The following is a 20,179-nucleotide window of genomic DNA, read 5'->3' on the forward strand; positions in this document are numbered from 1 at the left end:
TATGATGCCTTCGGGCGACGGATTAGCAAGCGGAAGGAGACAGACACCGCCGGACCGCCGGCCAAACCGACCGCGATAATCGGCTATGATTACCTGTGGAGCGGAGAGCAGCTGATTGAAGAGACGCCGGTCCGGGCTGACGGCACCGTTGACTATGAGCAGAGCATTCACTGGCTGTATGAGCCCGGCGCCCTGACGCCTTCGGCACGGTATGAAAAAGGTCAGCTATACTATGTCGTGAGCGACCATCAGGGGACGGTGCGGGAAATTCTGACCGAAGCAGGAGAACTGCTCTGGGCCGGACGATTACTCACCTGGGGCGAGCCAGAGCGCTGGCCGGTGCTGACGGTCAACGACCCAAGGAACCTGACGTGTAATTTTCGGTTTTGTGGTCAGTACGAAGACAGGGAAAGCGGTTTGTTTTATAATCGGCACCGTTATTACGAGAGTGAAACAGGCCAGTACTTATCGCCAGATCCGCTGAATCTTAGTGGTGGCATTAACCCGTACGGGTATGTCCATGATCCGGTCAATTGGATTGATCCGCTCGGGTTGGCGGGATGTCCGGGGATAAAGAAACCATCTCCAGCATTGAAAGGTGATCCTTGGCATCCTGATAGCGTGAAAGCTCGTCAAAAAGAATGGCAACAACAATATGGCCCTAAACCGTCTACACCTGGAGCTATGCAGAAACAAGTCGAGAGAGGCCAAGCTCCAAGAGACATCGAAAGGGTAGATAAAGGACATATTCCAGGTCAAGAACCACATGTCCATTACAAAGATGGAACTTCATCTAACCAAAGTGGCGGTGTCCATGATGCTCATCGAGGTATTCCAAATCCCAGTAAAAAAGCGATTGAATGGCTTCGTGATCATGGATGGACGCCACCAAATTAATATCTTAATTAGTAGCATAGGGTATAACATGAAAATATATGGTTATGAATCAGAAGATAGTGACCTAGTTAGCTTGAATGAAATCACGTTTCAAGCATCTGTCGATGAACTTAAGGAATTAGTTTTATTCATAAATAACTCTATTTCTCTAATTGAACTTAATGGTGATAAATTTGGTCATGAGCACCTTAGTGATTTTATTAAAAGTAAAAAAAACACGAAACCAGATGTAATAATTACATCAATAAAAAAGCAATAATTTAGTTTTACGTTGCATTAAATAATAAATAAAGCCGGAAAAATCCTTGTGATCTTCCGGCCTTCTTTATGATCTACCGTGGCGCATATCCACTGTAAGGTAATACTCTGGAGCAAAGTAAGCGTGCGGTGAACTCATGTTAACATCGCTTTAGGTATTACGATAACGAGACCGGGCAATACCTCTGTGCCGACCCGTTAAATCTTAGTGGCGGATTTAACCCGTACAGTTATGTCCATGATCCGGTCAATTGGATTGACCCGTTCGGGTTGCAAGTTGTAAATGCTTCATTATCAGGAAATAGCCATCCTACAAGCTCAGCACAAGGAGCACTGCTTAAACAATATTACAGCACAGCAGAAAGTGCTAATGATGCTGTAAATAATTTAAAAGCAACAGGAAAATTGCCAAATAACTATGTAACAAAAGCACAGGCGGAAGCTGCTGGGTGGTCTAGAGGAAAAGCGTTAGGAAATTATGTTCCGGGAGGTCAAATAGGAGGGGATATTTTTGCTAATAGCACGGGGATCTTACCTGATTCCCCCGGAAGAGTATGGTATGAAGCTGATATCGGACTGAATAATAGTATGTCTAGAGCGAAGCAACCAGGTACCAGACTTTTGTATTCTAATGACGGGTTAACTTACGTAACTTCAAATCATTACGATACTGCCGAAGCATTAGGCTCTTGGAACTGTAAAGGAGGTTAATAAGTAATGAAAAAAATAACACTAGATGGGAATAAACAGAAAACACCTGTTGAAGTATATCAGCTTTTTTCTAAGGAATTTGATTTTGGCCCGTACTTTGGAAATAATCCTGATGCGTTATATGACTTTATGGTTCCGATTGATGCAGAAGATAAGCCTGTCATTGTATTGTGGTATAACAGTGGTATTTTCAAGGAAAAATATCCTAAAGAATTTGCACAGCTTGTGTCTGTGCTAAATAACATCAGTGAATTTGGAAAATTTGACCAAGACACTTTTCAATTTAAAATTCTTTAAAGATAAAGCCGGAAAGATCCCCGTGGGATTGAACTGACCCCAGTAATTAGTTGTCCAACTATTGGGGGTCACTTCAAAGATCCTTGTGATCTTCCGGCCTTCTTATGACCACCAAGGGACGGTGCGGGAAATTCTGACCGAAGCGGGGGAACTGCTCTGGGCGGGTCGATTACTCACCTGGGGCGAACCGGAGCGCTGGCCGGTGCTGACGGTCAACGACCCAAGGAATCTGACGTGTAATTTTCGGTTTTGTGGTCAGTACGAAGACAGGGAAAGCGGTTTGTTTTATAATCGGCACCGTTATTACGAGAGTGAAACAGGCCAGTACTTATCGCCAGACCCGTTGAACTTAGCCGGAGGAGTAAATCCTTACAGTTACGTGCATAATCCGGCGAACTGGATTGATCCATTAGGTCTTGCCGGTTGTCCTGCTGCTAAGATTATTGATAATGCTAGAAATGGAAAGGTTCGACGAGGTAAAGATTATCATGGACGTTTGGGATCAGATCTAGAACAACAAATTCTCAGTAGTCCGCAAGGTGTTTATCAAGCTAAGAATGGGAATTTAATATTCCATCAAGATGGCAATATCGTTGTTACGCATGGAAAAGGTGGCGCTCAAGGTAATGTGATTACTAGTGATGGTTTAAGTGGGCCACGTGGTGAAAATGGAGCAGCTATTTATGGTGGTTCACCCAGTGATCCAGGGCTACCTATTACACCAGATATGATATTAAGAGGAGAAATACCAAGGCCAAATGGTGGCTTTATTCCTCCAGCCGTAAAATTGGAGGATATATAATATGTTTATTCTTCCTAATATTGAACTGGTTAAGACATCAGAGCTGTATTACCGACATGCTAATCTCAGTTGGTCTTTCGGTGGGAATTCATCAGTTATATGTTTGTATTCTTCTACTAATAAAGGTATGTCTACAGAACATTGGATAACAGATTGTTCAGACGTGTTTTCATTTGATGAAAATAAAAACCTTTTATCAATGGAATTATCTGTTCCAAATAAAAATAAAATGCCTTCTCTTAATATAAATGAAGATATTTCCGGTCGATTGGTTCTTCATGAGCGTATTTATACAATAAATCAGGTAACTGAAAGATTTTTTGATCCTGTAGAAAGGAAATTGTTCTGTTTTAACGAAATGTCTGATACAAATCGTCAGGTTTCACTTATTAAAATGCATGATGATTTTTCACTGATCTTGTTAGATGGACTTTATCTGGGCTATGTGCTTAATAATCCACTTGGTTATCTAACAAATGATATTTATGGTCACGCTGACTCCAGTCTTCCTACTGATGATGAATATCAGTTAATGTCTGAATTTTTATATATTATGTCAGATAATAGACTTGAAGAGTTGAATGATGATATGGAGTTGGTGGTAAATGAATTAAAAAATAAAATAGGATCAAGAATCAAGATAATTAAGAGCGAACACAGGAAAAATATACTTAAAACTTCATTGGATGAGTTGCTTTATTTTTATTCATAGATGTGTTGCAAGACTCCAGTGAACTCACCTTGCGTTGTCAGATAACAGCAAGGTGAGATGATCAGAGTATTAAGATTCACAAGGCCAGCACAGTAACCCACATCGGACCTTTGCCAACTGAATAACGCGCTAATTCAGTCAATTTACCGGTATATTTATCTACAGAAGAAACTGAAATATGGTCAGACTTTTGACCGGATGCAATTAAGTATTTTCCACTGTGATCAATAGCAAAACCGCGCGGCTGAGTTTCAGTTTTATAGTGCCCTGCCAACGTTAAATTAAAGCCATCTGGCGAAATAACAAAATGGCTGATCAAACTTGAAGTACGTTCACTGGTATAAAGGTGACGACCATCCGGTGTAATATGAATATCCGCAGACCAACGAACACCCGCTAAATCTGTCAGCAATGAATCAATCGTCTGAACAGTCCGGTATTTTTCCCACTTGCGATAAACATCCACCGTAGCATCCAGTTCATTAATACAGTAAATCACCTGCTGATTCGGATGGAACACCATATGGCGAGGACCCGCACCCATTGCCGTAGGGATTTCCTCAGCACGTTTTTCTGTCAGATAACCCTCTTCTGTCATCTCAAAAATACGGATGCGATCTTCTTTCAGACAAGGAACTAATAGTTGTTTATTATCCCAGTCAATATTAGCCGAATGCGGTGCTTGCAAGCCTGCAATAACCTGAACAGGTTCGCCCACAACCCCCTGTTCATCAATTAGGCTGACACTTAGATTGTTATAACTATAGGAGGCAGAAAACAGAAAGCGGCCCTGTTTATCAGTAGAGATATGAGTCGGGCTACCCGGTATTGATGATATCCCACTCTGTACCAGTTCCCCACTAGAGCCAATCTGGTAAGTGACAATACTGAATTGTGGCCGGATGCCAACATAAAGATGTTTACGATCCGGGCTAACCACCATTGGTTGTACTTCCCCCGGTACATCAACTATCTGAATCAGTGATAACTCACCTTCATTATTCAGGTTCCAAACATGAATCTGACAACTGTTTGGACTCGCCGTATAAACCACTTGTTTCATCTTCACTCCTTAATTGGTTTTATCGGTTAAACTCACCGCACAATTGGTGTATCTTTATTCAGTTCCAATGTAATATCCTTATATTATATATAGTTATGAGGCTAATTTATGTCATATCGCATCATTGCACTGGATCTGGACGGTACACTACTCGATCCTCAAAAAAATATCCTGTCAGAATCACTCATTGTACTAAATGAAGCACGTAAAGCTGGTATTAAGGTGCTGATTGCCACTGGCCGTCATCATGTCGCTATCCACCCTTTTTATCAGGCTTTGCAACTCGATACTCCTGCCATCTGCTGTAATGGTACTTATCTGTATGATTACCATGAAAAGAAAGTATTAGCCTCAGATCCTCTGTCATCTCAGGAAGCCATAAAAGTTCTCACCCACTTAAAAAACACAGATATTCACCGTCTGATGTATGTGGATGACGCCATGTTATATGAGGAACCGTATGACACAGTTCTCCGTACCATGAAATGGTCTGAAACCCTGCCTGAATCTCAACGCCCAACTATGCGACATGTTACTAGCTTTCAGCATGCTATTCATGAAGTACAGTCTATCTGGAAATTTGCCACCAGCTCTCCTGATTTAGTCAAGCTGCGGGAAGTAACTGCACAAATCGAAAATGATACAGGTCTTTCGTGTGAATGGTCATGGTTCGATCAGGTGGATATTACCAAGAAAGGCAACAGTAAAGGTATGCGTTTGAAACAGTGGGTTGAATCACAGGGAATGAGCATGAAAGATGTCATTGCCTTTGGCGATAACTTTAATGACCTGAGCATGCTGAAAGCCGCCGGACTCGGTGTCGCTATGGGTAATAGTGAGGATGCCATTAAAGAGCAAGCCGATCTGGTGACGCTGGATAATACTCAGCCAGGTATTGCCGAAGTTATTTGCAAGTACGTTCTTTAATCACTTGTCTGAAAAAACCACCATCCGGGGAACCCTTCGATAGGCTCCCCGTTATTACTTTTAGCAGAAATTACAGTTGTCGATAAAGAGAAACACTTTTTATCTGAGCATAAAGCCACTGCCCGGGCCGCAAATTAAGTTCATCTCTTGCCCACGGGGTGATCCTCGCCCATAAATAGTGACCACTCAGTGCCAATTTGACATCGACTTGCCCATTATCAGTAAAAAATTCAACCACTTTCACAGCCAGAATATTACGGATACTACTGCCGCGCGGAGGTTCCAGTATTAATGAAACATCTGAAGCATCTATTCTGATACGCAAATCTGTTCCCGGTTGAACATCAATTTTTGGCAACCATAAAGCCTGATCAGCGAGCGCTACCGCGGTCATTTCATAACGATTATGATGTTCAACCATCGAAACATTCAAAATGCTGCTAAGAGTATCTTTTTGTAACCAAAGACGTAATGCACTACTGGACCAAACTTCTTCCAATTTTCCTGTTGCCCTGACTTTTCCGTTATCCATGACGAGGACATTTTCTGCCAGACGAAGAATCTCATCCAGATTATGACTGACATACAAAATCGGGATATTAATCTCTTCAGACAGCCTTTCAAGATAAGGCAATAGTTCTCTTTTACGGGGGAGATCCAACGATGCCAACGGTTCATCCATTAACAACAGATCAGGTGCCGTCAATAAAGCACGACCGATAGCAACCCGCTGTTTTTCACCACCGGACAAGGTAAGAGGAAAACGGGATAATAAGTGCTCAATCCCTAGCAAACTAACAATGCTATCAAATTCCGGTTTCATCTCCGGCGACATTCCGTATTGAAGATTACCTTTTACTCGATAATGAGGAAAAAGCCGGGCATCCTGAAAAACATAACCTATACGACGTTGCTCTGGCGGCAAGCAGATACCTTTTTCAATATCGACCAGTACATGCTCATTAAGGACAATCCGCCCTTTCTGTGGGCGTATCAAACCAGCAATAACATTTATCAGTGACGTTTTTCCGGCGCCTGAAAGGCCAAAAATAGCGGTGATCCTCTCAGTGGGTAGCTCTGTATTGACCTGTAAATGAAGATCACCAAGTTGTTGCTCAAAATTCAGCTCTAACATGTTGCTCCCAAACGTCTTCTTCCCCAACGGGTTAACCATTCAGAAACCATCAGTGATATCAACGCCAGAATAATGGCAATGATACACAAACGAGCTGCGGCAGTTTCTGCTCCAGGCGTTTCAATCAAGGTATACATTGCCAAAGGGATCGTCCGCGTTTCACCTGGAATATTGGACACAAAAGTGATAGTTGCGCCAAATTCACCCAATGAACGGGCAAATGCCAAAACAGTACCTACAATGACTCCAGGCAAAGAGAGCGGCAATGTGATAGTAAAAAATACCTTAAACGGATTCGCGCCCAACGTCCGAGCAGCTTGCTCCAGCCGCCGATCAACACTTTCCAGCGCCAGACGTATCGCCCTAACCATCAACGGAAAAGCAACAATAGCAGAAGCCAATGCAGCGCCACGCCAACTAAATGCAAAGCTGATCCCAAACCAGTCATATAACCATTCACCGATAAAGCCCCGGCGTCCCATACTGATCAACAGCAAATAACCCACTACCACTGGCGGTAACACCAGCGGCAGATGGATGATACTGTCGAGTAATGATTTACCGGGAAACCGGAAACGAGCAAGAATCCACGCCATCAAGATCCCAAATGGCAGACTTAGTAATACCGCCATACCTGAAACTTTCAGACTCAGGATGATGGCTTGCCATTCGTATTCACTCAACATAACCAAAAAATCTATTCCTAAAGTGGGTGAAAACCGTAACGTTTAAAAATTGCAACGGCTTCGGGGGTTTTCAAATATTCATAAAAATTGATAACGGTGGGATTACTATGGTCTTTGATTATCGCCATTGGGTATTCAATAGGCTTGTGGCTCTCCTCTGGGAAGATCCCCACCACCTTGACTTTATCACTCGCAATGGCATCTGAACCATAAACGATACCCAACGGAACTTCAGCGCGTTCCACCAGCGCCAGACCACTACGCACATTACTGGTACGTGCCAACAGAGGATTAACCGTCTCCCATGCTCCCAAATATTGCAGAGACTCTTTAGCGTAAATACCCACAGGAACATGATCTGGATCGCCAACCGCAAGACGGCCGCCTTCTAACAAAGATTCCCATTTGGTTTCTTTATTAATGTCAACTTTATTGAGTTTACTCGCCTTCGGCGCAATCAGAACCAGTTGATTTCCCAGCATAGTTAACCGAGTTTCATCAATAATCAGTTTCTTCTCGGCAACATAATCCATCCACTGTTGATCAGCCGAAATAAAAATATCTGCCGGCGCACCTTGCTCAATCTGGCGAGCCAAAGTGGAAGATGAAGCATAGGAAGCTACCACTTCACCTTTTGTCTTTTGCTTATACTGTAGCGCAATATCATCAAGTGCATTAGTCAACGAGGCAGCAGCGAATAACGTGACTTTTTCCGTAGCCCACGCTTGCCACGTCAAAGCAAAAGAAACGACAACGCCGACTAGCAGTTTGCCAAAACTCTTTTTCATTTGTTTTCCACCTGTTTCTTACCCATTAGTTCGTTGTGTATAGCAAGATATAACGTCAAATGGAAGAGTGTTCCAATATTAATCGGCAAATTGTGAGCAACTTTTACTATCTAATTTAATTCGAATTAAAATACTGTAATAGAAAAACCAAATGAATAAAATGGAACTGATTATGATTAATTAAGACAAATTACCCGGTTAATTACCGGGTAATCAGAATAGCATCTGGTGTAAAAAAAATATTAATTTTACTTTTCAGAACGGCCAATACGGGAAACGATATTAAACAGCTCCCCAAGACCATAAATTAAACCTAAAATTCCGACCATCACCACCGGTACCATAACCAGGGCAAAAGCCATACTTTTAATCAACTCAAACATGGCAGCCTCACATAGTGGCTCATTTAATGAGCCAGAAACATAACACATTTTTAACTATAGCCGGTAATACCGCTATAATTAGTACTATTCTAGACAAAAGACAAACAACAGTAACCGGCTAAACGTGCGTTTTCCCGAGTTAGCCAATAAAAATTTACGATTATATTCCCTGAAAAAAACTATTATGCAAGCCGAAATTCTATTGACACTGAAATTACAGCAACGGTTATTCGCAGATCCACGGCGAATATTATTACTTAAACAGATTAAAGTAACGGGCTCTATCAGCCAAGGGGCAAAACTGGCGGGGATCAGCTATAAAAGCGCCTGGGATGCTATTAACGAAATGAATCAGTTAGCAGATGAAATAGTGGTGGACCGTGCTACAGGTGGTAAAGGAGGCGGCGGGGCAAATCTTACCCATTATGGCGAACGTCTGTTGCAACTTTACGATCTACTGACACAAATTCAGCAAAAAGCCTTTGATGTGCTAAAAGATGACCAACTTCCCCTCGATAGCCTATTAGCTGCCATTTCCCGGTTTTCTCTGCAAACCAGCGCCCGTAACCAATTCTTTGGCACAATTACTGACCGTGACCATAATCCAGTACAGCAACATGTCCGCATATTACTGGCAGATGGTCAAACATCACTGAACGCAGCATTAACAGAACAAAGCGCTAACCGTCTCGGCTTGGTAGAAGGTAAGGAGGTATTGGCGCTCATTAAAGCACCTTGGGTGAAACTCACTAAAGAGCCGTTCTCTAGCGGTCATTTTGACAATACTCTGACAGGGCAGATCAGTAAAATTGAAACAGGCGAAGAGAACACAGAAATTATTATTGCCCTTGATGGCGGGGCAATCCTCTGCTCTACTCTGTCTAATCAAGAAGCAAACGACCTGAAACTACATCCTGGAGATAAAATCACTGCACTTTTTAATGCTGACCAGATAATTATTGCAACTCTGTGTTAAGAATTGCCGCCATTATCACTGAATAACTCATAATATCAAGGAATATCATGACATTACGCGCCTCACACATTCCCTAATGTCCAATGTTAAATGTTAATTAAAAGTTAATATTGACATTCTGCGGCATTCCGCTTATTTGTGGGAAGATGTTTGCGTTGCTTAAAAAGGAATAAAAGATGTCTGAATTGCAAATAACGCAAGGCTGTTTCCGTTTAAGTGCTACTCGTACCTTGCAGTTATCATCACTAAAAATAGCCTCCGGCGAAAATTGGGCTTTTATTGGCGCTAATGGTAGCGGAAAATCATCATTGGCCCGCGCGCTTTCAAATGAACTAGTCCTACTTTCCGGCGAACGAAATTGCTCATTTCACCGGTGCGCCCGCGTCTCTCAAGAACAATTACAAAAACTGACGGAAGAAGAATGGCAACGCAATAATACTGATATGCTCAGTGATGATGAAGATGATACCGGCCGCACTGCGGCAGAAATCATCCAGCTTTATCATAAAGATAATGAACTTTGCCTGGAACTGGCAAAACAGTTCGGTATTATGGATTTACTTTCCCGTCGTTTTAAATATCTTTCTACCGGTGAAACCCACAAGACACTACTTTGCCAGGCATTGATGACTTCACCTGATTTGCTGATCCTTGATGAACCTTTCAATGGCCTTGATCTATTCGCCCGTGGTCAACTCGCTGAATTACTGGAAAAATTATCATCAAAAGGAATCGTTCTAGTACTTATCCTTAACCGGTTCAGTGAAATCCCAGATTTTGTTAATCAGATTGGCGTATTAGCGGACTGCCAGCTAACGTCTGTTGGCATCAAAGAAGAAGTGATGGCAGATTCACTGGTGGCTCAACTGGCTCACAGTGAAAAATTGGGCGGTATTCATTTACCTGAAACAGATGAATTTCCTGTCGATGATCAGCTACCATCCGATCAACCGCTGATTATCCTACGTAACGGTGTCGTTCAATATAATGATCAGCCAATTTTGCATGGACTAGATTGGCAAGTGAATTCAGGTGAACATTGGCAAATTATTGGCCCAAATGGTGCTGGAAAATCAACGCTTTTGAGTCTGATTACCGGAGATCATCCTCAAGGCTACAGTAATGAGCTGATCCTTTTTGGTCGCCAACGCGGCAGTGGCGAAACAATTTGGGATATCAAACGTCATATAGGTTATGTCAGCAACAGTATTCATCTGGAATATCGTGTCAGTATCAGCGTTCGTAATGTGATTCTATCCGGTTTCTTCGATTCAATTGGTCTTTACCAGACGGTATCAGATCGCCAACAGCAACTTGCTGATGAATGGCTGGCTTTACTGGGATTATCTGCCCAGATTGCCAACGGCCCCTTTCACAGCCTTTCATGGGGGCAACAGCGACTTGTTCTAATCGCTCGCGCACTGGTTAAACATCCGGCTTTATTGATCCTTGATGAGCCTCTGCAAGGGCTTGATCCCCTAAACCGCCAATTAGTATTACGTTTTATTGATATCATGATTGCTGACGGTGATACTCAGCTACTGTTTGTTTCTCATCATCAGGAAGATGCTCCGCAATGCATTACTCACCGGCTGATATTTATTTCTGATGGTGACATATATCGTTATAAAACAGAAAGAATCAATAACTAAAGTATTAAAATAAGATTAATACTGCAACAAAAGCCAGCATTGCAAAGTATGTTTATGTCAATCTAGTAGCAATACACATGCAAACATGCTGGCTTTATTTATTCGTAACAATTATAACGTGTCAAAAAAGTTAGGTAACATAAAGATATCACCGTTAATCTTTTCTACGTAAAATAATTCAATTTTAAAAATAATATATTTAAATATAAGAATATTAATTTCATATAGCCAAAAACAATAAAAACAATCCCGCAATCATTTATCTTTAAATTAAATTTAATTCATTAAACCATTCCATTTCACGATTACAATCATTATATAGATATTCATCACATTAATTAACTAGATTACTTAGTGAATTAGACTTTAGATTAAACTATTATTATGCAGTAAAGTGACAAAATGTTTCCATCAGGCCAAAGATGGATTCTCTGCTATTACATACCAATTAGGAGAATAACAATGAGCGGTCTAAGCGCAGTCATATCAGTCAAACTTAAACTTGGTCAAGACAGTTATAACGTTGATTTAAATATTCCATCGGCAACCCCGGCTCCAGAAGCGCCTTTTCTTTTTAGTGTTGTTTCACCCGAAAAAGATGGACAACCTGCAAATACTTTATTAGAAGTCGCTATCGGTAATTCAGAACATATCTATATTGCCGTTGCGCCACCAGGTTCATTATTGAAAGAAACCGGTGTTGATAAGGTAGTGGAAAGTCTTAATGTTGTTGTTTCCGAGGGTAAATACAATAAAACAGACAAGAAATTTGATATAGAGAAAAAATCCTAAATTATCCGCTCAATATTGACTATACCCAATGGATTTCAAGATACATCGCGACGGCAAGGGAGCGAATCTCCGGGAGCATAGATAACTATATGACCGGGGTGAGCGAGTGCGGCCAACAAAGAGGCAACTTGAAAGATAACGGGTATATAAGGCTATACGTTTAGAACCACAAATAACATAGCCTTAGCGATACATTTTACTATCTGAGGTAAGATATGGGAACACGATTTGAGATTGAAGCCCATTTAGATTGGTGCAAAATATTTGATGGCGAAATGCGTAGCCCAATGCAATGCCAGCTTGCTTTATTCAATAGTTATTCTCTAATCTATATCGATATGACTGCAAAAAAAGCAGGAGCTGACAATCTCAATATCTTTAAATTACTCAACCATGCTTTTCATCTTAACTTACCTGAGAAAGAAGCCCCGTTATTAATACAGGATGCAGGTTTTTTTACTTTCTCCAATCATGCCAATCCACCAGAAGCAGAGAAACTGTGTAACATTTTTCCACAAATACCCTTACCAAAGTCAGTGACAGAAATGGAAACGCCGGTATCCCATAGTTGTACCTTCTGGCTAACCTTGCGTTTAAAAGGGAATTATTTATTTAACAACTTAATTGAGGTTGGCGTTAAAAATGGCGATCTACCACAGGCAGACATCTCACTCAGTGGGCGTTTGGATCGGGGAATATCCGCAAGTGAGTCAATTAAACAAAGTCGCTATACTGCCGTTCTTCCTGATTTCAAATTATTTAAGATTTTTGGTTTCAATAATTTAATACTGAAATATCAGTTTGATAATTACGCAAAATATGAAATAGCAGGCACTATCACATTAGATTTGTTCCAGAAAACGTATTGTTTTGACGGGGCTTTAAGGGCAGATGAAAAGCAAGTACAAGCATCTTTAAAAATCTGTCATAAAGGCTCAGCAAGCACTATTGAGCAGCCCTTTGACGGAAGAATGACTGGCGTCACATTTGATGACTTATCTTTTGGCATTGATTACACCTTTGCCGTGCCAGAAAAGAAACAACCTAAAGTTGGATTATATTGGGTAAAGGGAACAATTAATTATGCAAAACTACCCGCATTAAGTGGATATCTTTATTTTCTAGATAATACGCCCATACTGGCTTCCATCGCTATTAATAAAGATTTATCGATACATGATATATTTGAAGCATCATTTGCTGGTTCCCTTTTCTCCTGGCCAAGTCATTTTATCGATATCGTTTTTCATCCGGGAAGCAACCTTTATTACCGGCGCGAAACAGATGGAGATATTAAACAGGAAAATACGATTATTTCCTCTTTATCCGAAAAGTCTCTGTTATTAAATCAGGATATCACCCATTATCAGCCAGGATTTCACCTCTATGCCCTGTTTGACATTACACTAATTGAAACTTTGAAGCTCAAAGGGGATATACAAATTACCAAAGAAGGCGTTAATGCAGAGATCCAGCTACTTAATCCAATTTCATTATTTGTACTGCAAATTACAGGTTTTGGGCAGGAGCCCGGTCCAACCCTGTTTTTCTCTACCGTCAAGGAAAATAAATTCGGCTTTCGCTGTGGGCTGTTGTTTTTTAAACATGATTTTGGTTTAAATGTAGAAATATCAGGTATAAAAGATAAAACCGGGGAATTAAAAATCAGTGGCTCATTGTCCTCGGAAAAAATTTCTTCCCCTTTGTTACCCAATTCAGTGAAATTAGGTTTTTCCTATAGCAAAAGCGCAGGATTTAAAATCACTGACTGGCCTGCATTTAATTTAGATAACAATCAGTTTATTAATTTTATCGAAGAATTAAAAAAATTCTCAAGCAGTAAAGGTTCCAATTGCGGCCAATTAACCCAATTTGTCAATGAGCATTTACTCACATCCCGGTTTTCTATTTCCCCGTCGTTTGATACTAAGACGGATAATTCTAGCCAGAATGACCAACTGTATTTTGTGTTAAATGGTAAGTACACCATGACAATGGCAGGAACGGATTTCATTACTCTCTCCTTCCCAAAAGCCGTAGAGTTTTTACTGCCAAATAACCTCTCTTTAGAGGAATTACCTAATGCTATCGGTGCAGCATTGAAAAGTGCGGCTGAATCTTTCATTCAAGGGCTATTGGAAAATCGTGAAGCTATCGCTGCCTTTCTGACGTTAACAGCCGCCGAGAAAGCCGCTGATTATGCCATGACGTTACTGTGTGAGGGATTGGTTGACGCCGCACTAACAGAAACAGTCCAGAGCGGCGCAGAAGCTTTAGCCGCTGCCGGGGGCGTAGCAGCAGGAGCTGCGGGAGCGGCTATCATAAGTAACATTATCAATAAAATTAAAGATGAAATTGACAACAAACCAATACCTCCCGATCCTCCCAAGCCTGCCAATCCCAAACCGCCTGAAAATTTGTCAGCAATCTATGAGGATCATAAGGCTAAATTCGCATGGGGCTATACGAAAAATGCTGACGGTTATCAGGTCAAATTAAAAGCGCCAAATAACGAAACATTATTCAACAAGAAACTGAATCACAACGATAATTCCGTTATTTTCCCTATCAGTCCAGAATTAGTCGCTGGCGTTTATACCTGGTCAGTCGCCGCCACCAGGCAAGATTTTATCAGTTCAGAAAATCAATTACAGCAGCATCGTCTGCCAATACCGGAATTGAACATCAATTTAGAAACGAAACCCATTATTGAAAGAGATATTAATCTTATATTGAAGTGGAATCTGATAACAGACGCCAGTCACTATAATGTACAAATCGAGGAAAATGGACAAATCGAGGAAAATGGACAAATCGAAAACCGCTTAATTGTCGCTCCACAGAATTCAGCGGCTATTATTTTCGATAAGCTGAAACCTGCCGGGAAATATCGTTTTTCATTAGCGGCATTGAACAACCCCAATTATATTGCCAGCGAATTCTGTCAGGTTCAACAATGGTCACGTCTGGATACTCCTCAGCAAATTCAGGCTAATTACCAATCTGGCGGCATAGAGATTCAATGGCAATGCTGTCCCGATATTACTCATTATTTACTCAACTTACTGGCTCCAAACAATTCATGGATACAACAAACTGTGAATTCCACAACTGGACGAGCCCATATTGCTTTACCACCGATCCCGATTGCAGGAACATATCAACTTTATTTAGCTAGCATGCCGGATACCGCCGCAACATCAATCCCAAGTATCTGGAGTGATGGAGTGGCAATAGAAGTGGTGGTAACACCAGAACAAATTGCACAGTCGGCATATCAACAACAGATGAGTGGCAATGATTGCGGCAAATTGATAATTAAATCCTTGCCTGATCTCAAGGCGAATATGCTCGCAGCAGCTATGGCGCAAGTAGGCTATATAGCAGTAGAAACCGGGCAAGGATTAAAATCAGCCTACCCAGCCATCAGCGCCAGCGAAATAACCGAAATACTACTGGCTATATATGGCAAAGCATTAACGCTAGAACAATTGGCCCAGAAAGCGTATGACGAACAGATATCCGGCAGTCAGTGCGGACAGATATTAATCGCTAAATATCCGGCAACCCACGCCAAAACATTAGGCAGCGCTATGGTGCTGGCAGGTTATCCAGCAACAGAAACTGGGCAAGGATTAAAATCAGCTTACCCATCCATTAGCGCCAGCGAAATAACCGAAATACTACTGGCTATATATGGCAAAGCATTAACCCTAGAACAATTGGCTCAGAAAGCGTATGACGAACACCTATCCGGCAGTCAATGCGGACAGACATTAATCACTCAATATCCTGCAACCCAAGCCAAAACATTAGGCCACACTATGGCGCTGGCAGGTTATCCAGCAATAGAAACCGGGCAAGGATTAAAATCAGCCTATCCAGCCATCAGCGCCAGCGAAATAACCGAAATACTACTGACCATATATGGCAAAGCATTAACCCTAGAACAATTGGCTCAGAAAGCGTATGACGAACACCTATCCGGCAGTCAGTGTGGACAGACATTAATCACTCAATATCCTGCAACCCAAGCCAAAGCATTAGGTCGCACTATGGCGCTGGCGGGTTATCCAGCAATAGAAACCGGGCAAGGATTAAAATCAGCCTATCCATCCATCAGCGCCAGCGAAATAACAGCCGTCCTGCTAGAAATTTATGGTAGACGGTAGTTGTATCGCGAGTTTATTTAGTCAACAGATATAAGGAGTATTGCTATGACTTTAGTCTCCAAAGAGATGTTAATGACTCCACTCTACCCCATTGATATTGCTGTTATTTTACGTGAGCTTGACTTTCCTGCTAACGAGATTGCAGTTGCACTGCACAAACACTTCCCAACGCTTCCTCCACTAGACGTTGGTCAAATGTTGCTTAATCCTAAAGTGTATCCAGCGACAACTCGCCCAGAGTTAGTCACAGCCTTAAGTGGAGCTGGCTTTCAAGCCCAAGAAGCTGAGTTAGCGGCCAATATTTTGTATCCAGTCACTGTGTCTGTACTTGCGGATAAACCTTGGCAGAATAGCGGTGTGACAGTCAATACAAGTCAGACAACCACCATTACCTATCTCAGCGGCACATGGTCTTTTGACCCAAAGTACAACGATTGCCAGGCAGAGGGAGATAAGGCTCATATTGCCCAGGAAGATTACACGTTACCAGGCCAGCCAGTAGGCGCACTGGTAGGCCGTGTCGGTGAAACCGTTTTTTTGATTAGTCGTGAAGCCAGTATCCCGAGTGGGTTATCTGGTGAATTATACCTTTGTATTAACGATGATTTAGAAGGGCGTTATGGTGCCGGATTAACAGATAATAAAGGTAAGCTGGAGGTTAAAATCAGTACACGAGAATAAGCGAATTTGTATTAGATCAAGCTCAACCTGACAGCCACCCGTTTTTATACAAGTGGCTGATCTGTTCAATATCTTAATAAAGCTTATTTTCCATACCTTATTGAATCAGATCTATACCCTATGGATTTCAAGATGTATCGTGACGACAAGGGAGAGAATCCCCAGGAGCATAGCTAACTATGTGGCTGGAGTGACCGGGTGGCTGGAGTGACCGGGGTGAGCGAGTGCAGCCAACAAAGAAACAACTTGAAAGATGACGGGGATAATAGTACATGTCGGTTATGAGCCTTACCAATAACACGGCTTTTTGTTGACCAAAAAAATAATTGTCACCGCTGGATTTCTTCTCCGACCAGTGAAAAAAGCATCGCAATTTGGCTATCATACATTATTATTTTTTGTTCAGTGACTGCTCCCCGCCGTAAACGGCGAGGCTTCCCACTTCTCAGGCCGCAACCGTCTGTGTGACGGATTTACGCTGGCCTCCGTGGGCAGAGACGACGAGTCCCGCCGCCTGTAATTCCTGTATGCCCTTGCGTTCGATGTTGATTGCCGCGTTGATATCGCGGTCATGCCCGACTCCACAAACAGGGCATTGCCAGATACGCTTATTCGGGGGCATTTCCCGCATTTTATGACCACAGCAGTGACAGGTTTTCGAACTGGCGAACCATTGATCCAGTTTGACCAGATGCACGCCTTTCTCTGCTGCTTTGTATTCCAGTTTCGTGATAAATCCATGCCAGCCCGCATCGCCGATAGCGCGGGCCAGATGAGGGTTCTTCATCATGTTGGCCGATTTCAGCGTCTCCACAATTACCGCTTGGTTTTCGCCAACAATTGCGCGAGAGAGTTTGTGTTGAAAATCCGCACGGGCATTGGCTACCCGTTCGTGTACGGATGCAAGCCGCAGGCGGGCTTTGCGACGACGGGCACTGCCCTTTTTCTTACGCGATAACGCTTTCTGCTTACGTCTCAGATTACGGCTGGCGTTGATAAGATGACGCGGGTTTGTCACCTTGTCACCGTTTGATTTGATCACATAATGGGAAAGCCCCATATCTAGCCCTGTCACGTTTGTTACCCGTGATGGTTTTGCCGGCGCTTTCGCACCGTCATCGCAGAGTATTGAGGCGTAGTATTTACCTGTTGCGGCGCGACTGATAGTGATACTTTTTACTTCGCCTGGAATCTTACGATGGATGCGGGCTTCGACCGGAGATAACTTCGGGATTTTGATCGCGCTATCAAGTACCTTTACTCCCACGCAATGATAGCTCGATTGTTTGCCGTGCTTACTTTTGAAAGTCGGAAAACCTGCTTTCAGCTTTGGATTGAAGAAGTTATCAAACGCCGTATTTAGATTGATCACCGCCTGTTGCAACGCGATGGAATCATATTCTTTCAGCCACCCGTATTTTCGGGATTTTTTCGCGACGGCCAGTAACGGCTTGAGATCTTTACGCGGACTCAGGCTCACTCCGTCATACTTATACGCGTGTTTCTTGATGTGGAGAGCCTTGTTGTACGCAAAACGAACCGCCCCGAACTGGGCATTAAGATACTCAGCCTGTTCAGGTGTGGGATAGAGGCGTACTTTCGTGGCTCTTAACATCGTCAGCGCTCATTGTTATAATTTATATATTTTAACATGTTATGTGGGTATATCAATTGAGTCATCAACATGAAACATTGGAAGGGTTTCTTCGCAAAAGGCACAGTACCAGTCAGCTCATTGTGCATTTAATTTTTACGACAAAGTACCGTCGCAAGCTCTTTGACGGGCGCATGATTGAGCAGCTACGGGAAGCGTTCTTATCTTCTGCCGCAAAACTCCAGTGCGAAATCATCGACATGGACGGAGAGCCAGATCATGTACACCTTTTAGTTGCATACCCGCCAAAACTGTCAGTGAGTGTGATGGTCAACAATTTAAAGTCGGTATCATCGCGTTTACTGCGACAGCAGAACACACATTTACCAATGCAGAGCAAAACAGGGCTTTTGTGGTCAAGATCATACTTTGCCTGTAGTGCTGGAGGGGAGAATATTGAAACGTTGAGAGCTTATGTTCAGAGTCAGTCAACGCCTGATTGATCTTTAAAGCCCTGTGGGCTTTTCGCCTTATATCCCCGCCCGCATTGGGCGAGGGTTTACCGCGATTTTTGCTAAATAACATCCATCATCGATTTTTGGTCTGCTTTTCAGATCGTTTTTTAATTTGTTAAAAATAAAGGGAAATTATATGACTTGGGGTTTACTTGCTACATCACTAGCGTTATTAGCTATACACCGCACTACTGCACTTATTGTTCTACTGGCTGCGATTATTACCGGATTCGTCACGCAAACTCTGATCTATCCGGCAATCGCCACTATCGCGATTATTTTTTTGTTAGGTGCGCTACGTATCTATTTTCAACAAAATAACATCATTAAAATAACCACTGAACTGCTATTACTGGCCTTTGCAGCGGCATTATTTCTACATCTGCTCCCGGGTTTTAATAACCTGAAATATCTCGATAAAATTCAGGTAGGCCCTCATAGCGCCCCATTCTCACTCTATTTCAACTTTGACAAAGCACTCATTCCTTTTCTGTTGCTATGTTGCATGCCTGGCCTATTTACAACAAAACCACTAGCCAAAATTCAGCCTTATGCATGGATAATCTTAGCTATTGCTATTCCCGTCCTGTTGAGTATCGCAACAGCTCTTGGAGGACTAGCGGTTGAACTGCATATGCCACAATGGTTACCGATGTTTATATTGGCGAATATCTTCTTCGTTTCTCTGGCGGAAGAAGCGCTATTCCGAGGTTATATCCAGCAAAGATTGAGCCAGTGGATTAACCCCTATTTCGCCCTGATCATCACCGCTTTGATGTTTGGCGGCGCGCACTTTGTCGGCGGTCCACTATTGATGATTTTTGCCACACTTGCGGGATTAATATATGGGCTGGCATGGATGTGGAGTGGCCGTCTGTGGGTCGCTGTTGGGTTCCATTTCGCGCTCAATTTGGTCCATTTGCTGTTCTTTACTTACCCAATCAAGTTGGTGACCGTATTATAACGTGCCAAACTTGACCGGTGTCTATTTCAGCCATCTGCAAGAAGTTCAGATCTTCAAGCAAATAAAGTTTGAAACAAGACTATATATCCAATGGATTTCAAGATGCATCGCGACGGCAAGGGAACGAATCCCCGGGAGCATAGCGAACTATGTAACCGGGGTGAGTGAGCGCAG

The 20,179-nt window shown here is 42.4% G+C and carries 20 protein-coding genes and 1 pseudogene; 15 read left to right on the forward strand and 6 right to left on the reverse strand.

Features of this window, described 5'->3' with window-relative positions; all coding sequences use genetic code 11:
- The 7 genes and pseudogenes from OO184_RS25505 to OO184_RS20400 form a co-directional block, all read left to right on the forward strand.
- Nucleotides 1–897: RHS repeat domain-containing protein (locus OO184_RS25505; RefSeq protein ID WP_446500477.1), on the forward strand; the 897-nt coding region annotated here is incomplete at its 5' end.
- 28 nt (nucleotides 898–925) lie between these two features.
- Nucleotides 926–1,156, forward strand: a complete 231-nt coding sequence (locus OO184_RS20375; protein WP_265380756.1) for a hypothetical protein — start codon at nucleotides 926–928, stop codon at nucleotides 1,154–1,156.
- A gap of 143 nt (nucleotides 1,157–1,299) precedes the next feature.
- Nucleotides 1,300–1,428 (forward strand): annotated as a pseudogene (locus OO184_RS20380) (RHS repeat-associated core domain-containing protein); the annotation flags it as partial.
- Entirely contained in the window at nucleotides 1,426–1,866 is a 441-nt protein-coding gene (locus OO184_RS20385; RefSeq protein WP_265380757.1) for a ribonuclease domain-containing protein, read from the forward strand. The pseudogene OO184_RS20380 and the gene OO184_RS20385, both read left to right, overlap by 3 nt.
- Before the next feature lie 6 nt (nucleotides 1,867–1,872).
- On the forward strand, nucleotides 1,873–2,163 hold the full coding sequence (locus OO184_RS20390) for a barstar family protein (RefSeq protein WP_265380758.1): 291 nt from the start codon (nucleotides 1,873–1,875) through the stop codon (nucleotides 2,161–2,163).
- Nucleotides 2,164–2,248: 85 nt separating this feature from the next.
- Entirely contained in the window at nucleotides 2,249–2,965 is a 717-nt protein-coding gene (locus OO184_RS20395; RefSeq protein WP_265380759.1) for an RHS repeat domain-containing protein, read from the forward strand.
- 1 nt (nucleotide 2,966) lies between these two features.
- Nucleotides 2,967–3,677: a hypothetical protein gene (locus OO184_RS20400; RefSeq protein WP_265380760.1), complete on the forward strand. Its 711-nt coding sequence runs from the start codon at nucleotides 2,967–2,969 to the stop codon at nucleotides 3,675–3,677.
- A 76-nt stretch (nucleotides 3,678–3,753) separates the two neighbouring features.
- Here OO184_RS20400 and pgl read toward each other — a convergent pair whose 3' ends face one another.
- The gene (pgl, locus tag OO184_RS20405) at nucleotides 3,754–4,740 is read right to left on the reverse strand and encodes a 6-phosphogluconolactonase (RefSeq protein WP_265380761.1); all 987 of its coding nucleotides are present in this window, start codon (nucleotides 4,738–4,740) and stop codon (nucleotides 3,754–3,756) included.
- 108 nt (nucleotides 4,741–4,848) lie between these two features.
- Between pgl and OO184_RS20410 the strand changes: the two genes are divergently transcribed.
- Nucleotides 4,849–5,667, forward strand: coding sequence for a pyridoxal phosphatase (locus OO184_RS20410; protein WP_265380762.1), 819 nt, complete (start codon nucleotides 4,849–4,851; stop codon nucleotides 5,665–5,667).
- 70 nt (nucleotides 5,668–5,737) lie between these two features.
- Here OO184_RS20410 and modC read toward each other — a convergent pair whose 3' ends face one another.
- From modC to OO184_RS20430, 4 genes are all read right to left on the reverse strand, one after another.
- Nucleotides 5,738–6,802 carry a molybdenum ABC transporter ATP-binding protein ModC gene (gene modC / locus OO184_RS20415; RefSeq protein WP_265380763.1) on the reverse strand — a complete coding sequence of 355 codons (1,065 nt, stop codon included), beginning with the start codon at nucleotides 6,800–6,802 and terminating at the stop codon, nucleotides 5,738–5,740.
- A complete protein-coding gene (modB, locus tag OO184_RS20420) occupies nucleotides 6,796–7,488 on the reverse strand; it encodes a molybdate ABC transporter permease subunit (RefSeq protein ID WP_139655097.1) in 693 nt (230 codons plus the stop codon). The genes modC and modB overlap by 7 nt, the downstream gene beginning before the upstream one ends.
- A gap of 17 nt (nucleotides 7,489–7,505) precedes the next feature.
- Nucleotides 7,506–8,276 carry a molybdate ABC transporter substrate-binding protein gene (gene modA, locus OO184_RS20425; RefSeq protein ID WP_265380764.1) on the reverse strand — a complete coding sequence of 257 codons (771 nt, stop codon included), beginning with the start codon at nucleotides 8,274–8,276 and terminating at the stop codon, nucleotides 7,506–7,508.
- Nucleotides 8,277–8,524: 248 nt separating this feature from the next.
- Complete coding sequence (locus OO184_RS20430) at nucleotides 8,525–8,659, reverse strand: AcrZ family multidrug efflux pump-associated protein (RefSeq protein WP_074525014.1); 135 nt, start codon at nucleotides 8,657–8,659, stop codon at nucleotides 8,525–8,527.
- Nucleotides 8,660–8,843: 184 nt separating this feature from the next.
- On the opposite strand from OO184_RS20430, the gene modE reads away from it, so the two are divergent.
- The 5 genes from modE to OO184_RS20455 all read left to right on the forward strand — a co-directional run bounded on the left by modE (nucleotide 8,844) and on the right by OO184_RS20455 (nucleotide 16,932).
- Nucleotides 8,844–9,635 carry a molybdenum-dependent transcriptional regulator gene (gene modE, locus OO184_RS20435; protein WP_265380765.1) on the forward strand — a complete coding sequence of 264 codons (792 nt, stop codon included), beginning with the start codon at nucleotides 8,844–8,846 and terminating at the stop codon, nucleotides 9,633–9,635.
- Nucleotides 9,636–9,811: 176 nt separating this feature from the next.
- Nucleotides 9,812–11,287, forward strand: a complete 1,476-nt coding sequence (gene modF, locus OO184_RS20440; protein WP_265380766.1) for a molybdate ABC transporter ATP-binding protein ModF — start codon at nucleotides 9,812–9,814, stop codon at nucleotides 11,285–11,287.
- Between the two features lie 462 nt (nucleotides 11,288–11,749).
- Nucleotides 11,750–12,079, forward strand: a complete 330-nt coding sequence (locus OO184_RS20445; RefSeq protein ID WP_265380767.1) for a hypothetical protein — start codon at nucleotides 11,750–11,752, stop codon at nucleotides 12,077–12,079.
- A gap of 215 nt (nucleotides 12,080–12,294) precedes the next feature.
- Nucleotides 12,295–16,251 carry a hypothetical protein gene (locus tag OO184_RS20450; protein ID WP_265380768.1) on the forward strand — a complete coding sequence of 1,319 codons (3,957 nt, stop codon included), beginning with the start codon at nucleotides 12,295–12,297 and terminating at the stop codon, nucleotides 16,249–16,251.
- Nucleotides 16,252–16,296: 45 nt separating this feature from the next.
- On the forward strand, nucleotides 16,297–16,932 hold the full coding sequence (locus tag OO184_RS20455; RefSeq protein ID WP_265380769.1) for a hypothetical protein: 636 nt from the start codon (nucleotides 16,297–16,299) through the stop codon (nucleotides 16,930–16,932).
- A 445-nt stretch (nucleotides 16,933–17,377) separates the two neighbouring features.
- Here OO184_RS20455 and OO184_RS20460 read toward each other — a convergent pair whose 3' ends face one another.
- A complete protein-coding gene (locus OO184_RS20460; protein WP_265380770.1) occupies nucleotides 17,378–18,547 on the reverse strand; it encodes an RNA-guided endonuclease InsQ/TnpB family protein in 1,170 nt (389 codons plus the stop codon).
- A 41-nt stretch (nucleotides 18,548–18,588) separates the two neighbouring features.
- Between OO184_RS20460 and tnpA the strand changes: the two genes are divergently transcribed.
- Both tnpA and OO184_RS20470 read left to right on the forward strand, forming a co-directional pair.
- Nucleotides 18,589–19,029 carry an IS200/IS605 family transposase gene (gene tnpA, locus OO184_RS20465; RefSeq protein WP_376712595.1) on the forward strand — a complete coding sequence of 147 codons (441 nt, stop codon included), beginning with the start codon at nucleotides 18,589–18,591 and terminating at the stop codon, nucleotides 19,027–19,029.
- A gap of 148 nt (nucleotides 19,030–19,177) precedes the next feature.
- The gene (locus OO184_RS20470; protein ID WP_265380771.1) at nucleotides 19,178–20,005 is read left to right on the forward strand and encodes a CPBP family intramembrane glutamic endopeptidase; all 828 of its coding nucleotides are present in this window, start codon (nucleotides 19,178–19,180) and stop codon (nucleotides 20,003–20,005) included.
- Nucleotides 20,006–20,179 lie beyond the last annotated feature (174 nt).

The organism is Photorhabdus aballayi, from assembly GCF_026153155.1.
Taxonomy (GTDB): Bacteria; Pseudomonadota; Gammaproteobacteria; order Enterobacterales; family Enterobacteriaceae; genus Photorhabdus; species Photorhabdus luminescens.